The following is a 9,928-nucleotide window of genomic DNA, read 5'->3' as shown; positions in this document are numbered from 1 at the left end:
GTGCGGACACGGCGGCGCAAGCCGTTCCGGATGCGGCTCGATCACTTCTTCCAGCCGCCCCTGAACTCTGCGCCGTTTTGGCTCATCGACAACGACTCGTACCTTCTCACCCGGCAGTGTAGACGGAATGGCCAGTTTCATCTTCTTTCTCTTTCCGTCCTCTTCATGCCAAACGGCGGCTTGTCCAATTCCTTTTTTATCCAAACTATCAATAGTAATCCCGAATGACGATCTATCAGTCAATGTTGTTCCTCCTTCCCACCTCAGAATTAGCTAATCACTTTATGTATTGTACACAATAAGACGACGAATCTAAAGATCGAGCGATCCAAGATATCGGTTCAACCCTTTGTTTCTAATTATTACCAAAATGTCTCGGAACACCTTATCCGACGACGAGCAAGGGCCAACAATGCGGCTTCACCAACCTCCAAAAAGCTCGATGAGTTAAAGGGAAATCTGGCTCTTTAGCATAAAAAAACCTTGAATATATACTAAGTTGAAATTTTATTTTACATCCCGCTGATTCCTCTCATATCGGCTTGTACTTAGATGAAACCCGCAACGAAAAAACTTATATAGACCCATCCAGCGATGGGACAATAAACATTCATCAACCTGATCATGAATAAGCTTGACTTCTTCAAGAGATGTAACTATAATGGTTACAACGGTGGTGTTTTATTAATGAAACAAATTAGTACACGGTTTTCGATAGCAGTGCATATTCTTTGCCTGCTTGCGATCAGCTCAACCGATTGCACCGGGGAGTTTATCGCCCGCAGCGTCAATACGAACCCTGTCATCATCCGGCGAATTGTGGGCATGCTAAAGAAGGCCGGACTTGTCGAAGTGCGGCCTGGCGTAGGCGGTGCTTCGCTGCGGAAGCCTCCGGATGACATTACTCTTCTTGACGTGTACCGGGCGGTCAACGCGACCGAAGTGGATCAACTGTTTCGCATCCATGATGCTCCAAATATCGAGTGCCCGGTCGGACGAAACATTGAGGCTGTGCTACAAGCGGAACTCAAAGAAGCTCAATTCGCCATGGAACAGCGCCTAGCGCAAACGACTGTGGGTCAACTGGTTGCCAAATTTCAATAAAAAAGCTCTTCAAGAGCTTTTTACACCACCGTTGTAACCAAAATAGTTACAACAAATCCCCAAAGGAGGTTCAGCACAATGAAACTGTTAGTCACCGGCGCCACAGGAAAACTCGGCGCGAAAGTGGTCGAGGCGCTGCTGAAATCCGTCCCTGCCAACCAAATCGCCGTCAGCGTCCGCCAACCGGAAAAAGCCGAACATTTGCGTGCTCAGGGAATCGATGTTCGCTGCGGAGACTTCGACCGTCCGGAAACACTGAACACTGCTTTCCAAGGGATCGATCGGTTATTGATCATCTCGACGGATGGCGATAATGAGACAAGAATCCGCCAGCACACGAATGCAGTCGAAGCAGCCAAGCGCGCCCAAGTCGGATTCATTGCGTACACAAGTCTGGCGAAGGCAAATGAAAGCCGGCTCTCCCTCGCCGAGGTGCACCGAGTCACGGAAGAAGCTATTATCAAAACGGGCATCCCGTATTCGTTGTTACGCAACAACTGGTACTTGGAAAATGAAATCGGAACCATTCAAGCTGTTTTGGCAGGAGCGCCTTGGGTGACATCGGCGGGCGCAGGAAAAGTCGGCTGGGCTCTTCGCCAAGACTACGCGGAAGCCGCAGCTGCCGTGCTGACAGGAAGCGGCCATGAAAACACCATCTATGAGCTGTCCGGCCCACTGCTGACCCAAGAACAGCTAGCGGCCGCTCTCGGCGCTGTCCTAGACAAAGAAGTACCGGTGCAACAAGCAGATGACGCCGCCTATGCCGACATCATGAAAAACGCCGGTCTGCCAGAACCGCTCGTGTCGTTTCTCGTTGACATCCAACGCGGCATCCGGGAAGGCTCCTTAGAAGTCGAAAGCAACGATTTCGAAAAACTGCTCGGCAGACCAGTGACGCCGATCAACGAAGCACTGACGCAAATCGTCCATGACATTCGGAAAACAGCCCATTGATTCCCACCAAAACCGGCCGCCCGGCCGGTTTTTCCACATGCATCTCCCTCTCTCCACGTTCCGTTTGATTTTTTACCACCAAAAGCAGTGGGGGAAAACAGACGAAAAGCCCTGATGACGACAAAATCGCATCGTATTCGCCGGTTTCAATGACGACGAACAGCTACATCTTGTATAGGAGGCTGGTGATTGAATCGTAGATACCGCTTTACAATGTTATTTCTCAATTAGAAAAACCTTGTTACATCGGTCCTGCTTTTCCGCTCATTCTCCCATTGATGAGAGGAATCAGCGGTTTTTCACCGGCCTTATAGGAATGAGAACAGGAAGATGGATCCTTTCATCTCTTGTTCGCAATGCACAAATCGGAAGGGTGCCCCAAAAAATGGAACACCCTCCACTTCAGAAACATTGATATTCACCCACTAGGCAGCCTAAACACAGACTTCTTCGGCAAAGCAGCCCTTATAAAGCTTCCTTTTGCTTTTCTTCGGCTTTCTTATACCCATTTTCCCAGAACGTCGCGTTTTTGATTCCGTATTTTGACGCATTGAACTCTGGATCTTTGCCTTGCTTCAATTGTTCTTCGTAATCTTTCAGGGCAAGATAAGCCGGTTTAAACAACAATAAAATCGCGATCAAGTTCAGCCAGACCATGATGCCGAGCCCGGTGTCGCCCATGGCCCACGCGGTTGTCGCCGTTTTGACCGTTCCATAGAACGTGGCAGCCAAAAAGATGATTTTTAAAGCCAAAAAGGCAATTCCTCGATGTTTGCCACGCACAAGATAGGCGAGGTTGGTCTCGGCGATATAGTAATAGGCGTACATCGTCGTAAACGCAAAGAAGAAGAGAGCAATCGCGACAAACGCCGAGCCAAATCCGGGAATCAACGTATCAACCGCAGCCTGCGTATAGCCAGCGCCCGGTTCGACTCCCTCGAGATGGACAACGATCGGTTCCTTTGTTTTTTCATTGATGACATTGTATTGATTGGTAAATAAAATCATCAGCGCAGTCGCCGTAACGACTAAGAATACATCCAAGTAAATCGAAAACGCCTGCACCAGCCCTTGTTTGGCCGGATGCGACACTTCGGCCGCCGCCGCCGGGTGAGCGCCTGTCCCTTGACCGGCTTCATTGGCATAAAGACCGCGTTTGACGCCCCACATGACGGCTGACCCGATAATGCCTCCAAATACTTGTTCCGCTCCAAACGCACTTTTAAAAATCAAACCAAAAATCTCAGGAATTTTTTCAAAATTCACCGCAATGATCGCAATAGCGACCAACAAATAGCCAACGGCCATAAACGGAACAACGATTTCCGCCGTCTTCGCGATTCGCTTGACCCCTCCAAAAATCGTAAAGCCAAGAAGCGCAATGACGATTATGCCTGTCACCAGTTGCGGAATGCGAAACGCATTGTGAAAGCCATCGGCAATCGAATTGGCCTGAATTCCCGGCATTAACACCGCCATGGCAAGAAGGATGGCAGCGGCGATGACGACCGCAAACCATTTCCAACCAAGGCCTTTTTCAATATAGAAAGCCGGACCGCCTCGGTACTGCCCATCTTGCTCTTCTTTGTAAATTTGCGCCAGCGTGGACTCGACATACGCCGTCGCCGCTCCAATAAAGGTAATGACCCACATCCAAAAGACGGCGCCCGGCCCTCCGTAAGCAATCCCCGTCGCCGTCCCGGCGACATTCCCTACCCCAATGCGGCCGGATAACGACATTGTCAACGCTTGGAATGAAGATACTCCCGCATCAGAGCCCTTCCCGGTCGTCACAAGCTTAACCATTTCTTTAAAGTGACGAATCTGCAAAAACCGGGTGCGAATACTAAAATACACTCCACAAAAAACAATAAAAAGAATTAAGAGAGGACTCCATAATAACTTATTCACCGTCTCAACAAGCTTGTCAATCAAATTCATCCCTCCTCATTGATTCAGATGCTTTTGTTGTATAACACAGGGCTAAGGTATATTATAAATATCACATATTTCTGTTTCAATAATTTTTTATAATAGTTTTTTTCTATATTTCCTGAATAAAATTTCCATATCTTCCCCCACAACAAAGAAAACACCGCTGAGCACAATGTTCCTCACCACCCAGATATGAAAATCACGGCCCATAACGCATTCTTTTCACAGCAAGATCCATGGGTAACTTTTTGCCCTCGACCAGGGCACGAACATTACCGCTCACCAACGTGCAGTTTTCATAAGACGGGGATTGTTATCTTTTTTCAGAATAGCTTTCGGATCAATACAACAGACAATGCCTGTCTTTCAGAACACCACCGGTTGTATGTAAAGGTTCGCATTCGATTTGAATCCTTCCGAGTTCTTGACCAAAGAACAGCGAAAAGGACGGTGATGAACATCGAAGTCGCAGTGAAATAAGCATAAAAGCCACTGAAACACTCATGCCTCTCCATCTCGCTGCCTCCCCTGCTTGTGTATGAGATGCGATCATAATGAAACCACATGTTCAGACAATCCCTTAGCTCATGAATCGTCTTCCCTCTTTGTAGATAAAACTTACTTGACATATCGGTTTTTAATCCTTATAGTAATTCTACGTATTAGGAGGGATTGACGATGAATGTTTACTTAGTCATTTTCAACATTGTGATATTGCTGTTGCTGATTGGTGTTTTAGCCTATATGCAAAAGAAGCATATCTCCTTCTCCAAGCGGGTGTTTACGGCTCTTGGACTCGGAATCGTCTTTGGATTCGCATTGCAGTTAGTGTACGGGGCTGGTTCCACGATCATCCAACAGTCCACCCAATGGTTTGACATTGTCGGCACAGGATATGTCAAGCTATTGCAAATGATTGTTATGCCATTAGTGTTCATTTCTATCGTGATGGCATTTACTAAACTTTCTGTCACTAATCATTTAGGGAAAATTGCCACGCTCATTATCGGTTTATTATTGGGCACTACAGCGATTGCCGCTTCGATCGGCATCATGTCCGCATTAGGATTTCAATTAGAAGCCGTCGACATTCCTTCCGGCGAAGCGGAACAGATGCGTGGACAAGAATTAGAACAAAAATATGAGCAGATTCAAACTCTATCTTTCCCGCAAAAAATGATCGAACTGCTGCCCGCCAATCCATTTTTAGACTTCACGGGACAACGCAGCACATCGACGATAGCGGTTGTGATTTTCGCCGCCTTTGTCGGCATGGCGTATTTAGGGGTTGCCAGAAAACAGCCTGAACAAGCGGAAATGTTCAAAAAAATAGTAGATGCCTTGTACGCGATTGTCATGCGTATCGTCACGTTGGTGCTCCGCTTAACGCCTTACGGAATTTTAGCCATCATGTCCCGAATCACTGCGACAAGCGATGTAAACACAATCGCAAAACTAGGGAAATTTGTCGTTGCTTCCTATATGGCACTCTTCGTGATGTTTGCCGTTCATTTGATCATTTTAGCGCTGGCCGGACTTAACCCTATTACTTACGTGAAAAAAGTGCTTCCGGTACTGTCGTTTGCATTCACTTCCCGTTCAAGCGCGGCTACTCTTCCTTTGAATATAAAAGCACAAACAACCGCGCTTGGCGTTCCAGAAGGCGTCGCCAACTTTGCCGGCTCATTTGGGCTGTCAATTGGGCAAAATGGCTGTGCTGGCATTTATCCTGCCATGCTTGCTGTGATGATCGCGCCAACCGTCAACATCGATCCAACTTCTCCTTCCTTTATTTTGACGCTGATTCTAGTCGTCACCATCAGTTCATTTGGGGTTGCAGGCGTTGGCGGTGGGGCTACGTTTGCGGCGATTTTAGTGTTATCAACGATGAATCTGCCAGTAGCATTAGCAGGATTGCTCATTTCCGTAGAGCCGTTGATTGACATGGGAAGAACCGCCTTAAACGTCAGTGGAAGCATGACCGCCGGTATCGTCACCAGCCGCATCACTAAAGAATTGAATGTCCATGTCTATAACGAAGAAACGAAAAAACTAGAAGCATGAGGTTTAAGACGCTGGTGATTTAGGGTAAAACGCTGCTGTTCCAACCTACTTCTCAATTAGAGAAACTTTGCAGAATCATCTTTCTTTTTTTAAATGAAGATGCCGCTCATTGGTGTGCGACACAGCGGTTTGCCACCGGCCTTTTAGGTTTCTCACTTTCTCGCACGCCCCCAACTGCACTTGGCATATAGCGCCGTTGGGAATTTTGATGAATGAAAACTGTCAACAAAAATTGAAAAGCCTACTATCTCACTTCGTACCGTGGCCTCTTGAGAGGGAGGGCGGTTGGGGCAGCCCCTCCCCTTCTCAAGAGGAAAAATGCCTCTTATATCGCAACTTATAGGTGAGAAAGGTTGCTACTTTTCTCATCTTCCATTAAAACATAAGCGGTTGAATGGGGGAGATCAGTCGAAGCAACACAGGGGCGTGCTATGGACAACTGTTATCTCCATTCTTCATAGGTACGATAAAAACAAAGTCTTCGGTTTGTTGCGGGGACATACTGGAAGTGTTTCAATCCCTCATAGGTACGATAAAAACAAAAAAGAAAGGAGATATAAAATGGCTATTATTTAGTTTCAATCCCTCATAGGTACGATAAAAACCGAACCCGCATCAACTGTTGCACCCGTCGTTTTATGTTTCAATCCCTCATAGGTACGATAAAAACAAAAGCCCGCTTACAAGCTGACCTTATCGCTGGGAGTTTCAATCCCTCATAGGTACGATAAAAACGTAAAACTGTACGTTTTGGCTCTGATGATAGTAGGGGTTTCAATCCCTCATAGGTACGATAAAAACGATAGTCACACTATGCCAAAAATAATATTGACAGTACTGTTTCAATCCCTCATAGGTACGATAAAAACCTCGGCCGGCCGCGGGTTTTGACCAAACATGCGAGAGTTTCAATCCCTCATAGGTACGATAAAAACTCATAAGTGTCAAGAGAAACCGATGTTCTCTTCGGAATGTTTCAATCCCTCATAGGTACGATAAAAACAGAGCATATAGACAAACTAGAAAAATGTATGCAATGTTTCAATCCCTCATAGGTACGATAAAAACTCCGAGCTTGTCCACTCTGCTGTACTGTTGATGACGAGTTTCAATCCCTCATAGGTACGATAAAAACCCCCATCCGACATATTCTTCCCACAACTCTTCCGCGTTTCAATCCCTCATAGGTACGATAAAAACTACCCCGTAGTCACCAAAATGGTGACAAAAGCGCGGTTTCAATCCCTCATAGGTACGATAAAAACTGAGTATGAGAGGGATATAAAGGCAGGGAAGGACAAGTTTCAATCCCTCATAGGTACGATAAAAACATTTTTACAGACTGCTAAAGACTTAAAAGAGCTTGGGAGTTTCAATCCCTCATAGGTACGATAAAAACTTCATTTTCTATTACAGGCTCAATATCATGGTGCAGGTTTCAATCCCTCATAGGTACGATAAAAACCCTTTTCCGCGTCCAATGCGGCCGCGCAATCGAGGCAGTTTCAATCCCTCATAGGTACGATAAAAACGGTCTTAAATTAGGAAAAGGTGATGTTTGGTTATGTTTCAATCCCTCATAGGTACGATAAAAACGACAGGAAAAGCGCCAATGTTCGATGCGATGTTGGGTTTCAATCCCTCATAGGTACGATAAAAACTCCGGTTCCACCGTAAGAAATGTCCCGTTTTCCAAGTTTCAATCCCTCATAGGTACGATAAAAACGCAATCTGTAGGAAGTAATGTGCAATATGTAACAGGTTTCAATCCCTCATAGGTACGATAAAAACCCTTTTTTCACTTTGCCGCCCGCTTGTTGAATCTGTTGTTTCAATCCCTCATAGGTACGATAAAAACTTGTTGAACTTCTTCAAATCCAGCCGCGTGAGCGTCGTTTCAATCCCTCATAGGTACGATAAAAACACAGATAAAACTTTAATGGATTCTATTTATGAAAAAGGGTTTCAATCCCTCATAGGTACGATAAAAACAGAAAAGTAGGCAGGGGGATCGGCAATGAAACTGATGTTTCAATCCCTCATAGGTACGATAAAAACTTGCCGGACGCACAAGACGGGGTTGTCTATGTCGTGGTTTCAATCCCTCATAGGTACGATAAAAACCGGGAAATCCCGTCTTTTTTGTTTTGAGGAGGAAGTTTCAATCCCTCATAGGTACGATAAAAACGCGCCAGCAAGGTTGTGTTAGAAGGGTCGAGTTTGTTTCAATCCCTCATAGGTACGATAAAAACCGCATTTGCTGATTGCTGGGGAAAGCGGCAGCGGAAAATGTTTCAATCCCTCATAGGTACGATAAAAACTGCTGGTGAAAGACGATATTGGTATCGGGTTTTTTAGTTTCAATCCCTCATAGGTACGATAAAAACATCTTCCGTACTTGTCTTTGATTTGTACATCAAACTCGTTTCAATCCCTCATAGGTACGATAAAAACCCCCAAAAATTGTTGTCATATCAAGCTTTTCCTTAAACGCCATCCTCAGAATAACACGTTTCGAAGATTCTGTCAATCCAGTTCATTTGTCATGGCTGTAGGGAACAAGCGATCAAAATCAATGTCGTCGACCCCCTGAGGTTTTTACACAATTGGAGGTCGACGACAAGCGAATGGATCGGCCATTTGCGCTTCGCTTGGAGAAGAGGCTTCAAGCGATTAGGGCGCGTGCATCATCCGCTTTTTTTGCTTCCCTTTGTTCCGAAGTATTCATTCTCACCACCACTGACCCAATTCGTTGATGATGGCTAACGGCCTTCCTCGCTCGCCTGCTCAGCGGGCGGTCAGACTGTCCATTTCTTGAGGCGGACACTTCTTTTGGACAATGACGTTCAATCGAGATCAGTTGTTTGGCGTTTACATCCGCCATTGCAATTTCGCCACGCACTCCACATGCGTTGAATAGTGATCGCAGACATCAAGACTTGTAGCAGTGTTCACCTAATTTACTTTCGATAAGGAAGTGCCACTTGTGAACAAGTCAAATCGGTCATTATTGAAGCAGGGCTTCAAAATCGAACGACGATTTCCTTTAAGAAGTTAACCCGAATTCAACAATTTGAAGCTCATTCACTTTTTCACTCATTAAATCTTAATATAAAACATATAGAGCCTACGTTCATCTTCGAACATATTAGGTGTATGAAAAAATTGTAAAGTAGGCAGGACACTTCATTTATTTAGAGTTTTCTTTTGGTAAGTAGGCTGTAAATACTGCTCCACCATGTGAAATGTGATTGCTAGCTCTTAAATCTCCGCCGTGCGCTAAAAATATTTTTTTTGCTATAGTCAATCCTAGACCTGCACCGCCTGTTTTTCTGTTGCGTGAACCTTCTCCCCTATAAAGAGGGGTAAATAGATAAGGCAAATCCTTTGGACTAATTCCTTCACCTGTATCTATAACGGATATTTCAATATTTTTATCTGTTTCATTTAAGGAAATAGTAATTTTCCCTTCATCAGGTGTATGTCTAAGAGCATTGTTTAACAAATTATCAATGGCCCTTGTTAGTAAATGTTCATCTGCAAATATGACATGGTTAGTTACCGAGCTAATTGTTTCAACTTTAATCTTCTTTTTTTCTGCTTCTAACTGTAGATGAGCAAATTTGCTAACATAAATTTACAACTAAACAAAAAAGGAGACATGAACCCGATTCCTTGGTTAGAATAGATGTACCACCAACTACCCACAAGGAGGTTCATGTCTCATGAATAGATTAGCACATCATCAAGGAATCCACAAGTTTTTCATGACGTTGGGATTGGCGCTTTATTTCTCGAAGCCGGTCATCAAGCATCTGGTTCATCTTGTCGACGCCTTGACGACCAAGGGATTTTCGGGGACATTGACGGG

Annotated in this window: 5 protein-coding genes, 2 pseudogenes and 1 CRISPR repeat array; of the genes and pseudogenes, 4 read left to right on the top strand and 3 right to left on the bottom strand. The window is 45.1% G+C overall.

The window, feature by feature from the left end; genetic code table 11:
- A pseudogene (locus B4113_RS20745) lies at positions 1-243 on the bottom strand (23S rRNA (uracil(1939)-C(5))-methyltransferase RlmD); the annotation flags it as partial.
- 444 nt (positions 244-687) lie between these two features.
- Between B4113_RS20745 and B4113_RS14540 the strand changes: the two are divergent.
- Positions 688-1,104: an Rrf2 family transcriptional regulator gene (locus B4113_RS14540; protein WP_033844655.1), complete on the top strand. Its 417-nt coding sequence runs from the start codon at positions 688-690 to the stop codon at positions 1,102-1,104.
- A gap of 78 nt (positions 1,105-1,182) precedes the next feature.
- A complete protein-coding gene (locus B4113_RS14535; RefSeq protein ID WP_033844656.1) occupies positions 1,183-2,058 on the top strand; it encodes an SDR family oxidoreductase in 876 nt (291 codons plus the stop codon).
- A 465-nt stretch (positions 2,059-2,523) separates the two neighbouring features.
- Here the strand turns inward: B4113_RS14535 and B4113_RS14530 are convergent, their stop codons facing one another.
- The gene (locus B4113_RS14530) at positions 2,524-3,999 is read right to left on the bottom strand and encodes a sodium:alanine symporter family protein (RefSeq protein ID WP_201028612.1); all 1,476 of its coding nucleotides are present in this window, start codon (positions 3,997-3,999) and stop codon (positions 2,524-2,526) included.
- 672 nt (positions 4,000-4,671) lie between these two features.
- Between B4113_RS14530 and B4113_RS14525 the strand changes: the two genes are divergently transcribed.
- Positions 4,672-6,057, top strand: coding sequence for an L-cystine transporter (locus B4113_RS14525; protein WP_033844657.1), 1,386 nt, complete (start codon positions 4,672-4,674; stop codon positions 6,055-6,057).
- Positions 6,058-6,501: 444 nt separating this feature from the next.
- Positions 6,502-8,511: direct repeats of the CRISPR family, unit length 30 nt; unit sequence GTTTCAATCCCTCATAGGTACGATAAAAAC.
- A 736-nt stretch (positions 8,512-9,247) separates the two neighbouring features.
- On the opposite strand, the gene B4113_RS19040 is transcribed toward B4113_RS14525, so the two are convergent.
- Positions 9,248-9,604 carry a cell wall metabolism sensor histidine kinase WalK gene (locus tag B4113_RS19040; protein ID WP_255358732.1) on the bottom strand — a complete coding sequence of 119 codons (357 nt, stop codon included), beginning with the start codon at positions 9,602-9,604 and terminating at the stop codon, positions 9,248-9,250.
- Positions 9,605-9,782: 178 nt separating this feature from the next.
- Between B4113_RS19040 and B4113_RS20740 the strand changes: the two are divergent.
- Positions 9,783-9,928: pseudogene (locus tag B4113_RS20740) on the top strand (IS701 family transposase); the annotation flags it as partial.

The organism is Geobacillus sp. B4113_201601 (genome assembly GCF_001587475.1).
Classification (GTDB): domain Bacteria; phylum Bacillota; class Bacilli; order Bacillales; family Anoxybacillaceae; genus Geobacillus; species Geobacillus icigianus.
This window is presented reverse-complemented; position numbering and strand designations above follow the sequence as displayed.

What these genes read in the sequence shown, in the direction of transcription:
- B4113_RS14540 (WP_033844655.1), top strand. Translation starts at nt 688, where the DNA reads ATGAAACAAATTAGTACACGGTTTTCGATAGCAGTGCATATTCTTTGC.
- B4113_RS14535 (WP_033844656.1), top strand. Translation starts at nt 1,183, where the DNA reads ATGAAACTGTTAGTCACCGGCGCCACAGGAAAACTCGGCGCGAAAGTG.
- B4113_RS14530 (WP_201028612.1), bottom strand. Translation starts at nt 3,999, where the DNA reads ATGAATTTGATTGACAAGCTTGTTGAGACGGTGAATAAGTTATTATGG.
- B4113_RS14525 (WP_033844657.1), top strand. Translation starts at nt 4,672, where the DNA reads ATGAATGTTTACTTAGTCATTTTCAACATTGTGATATTGCTGTTGCTG.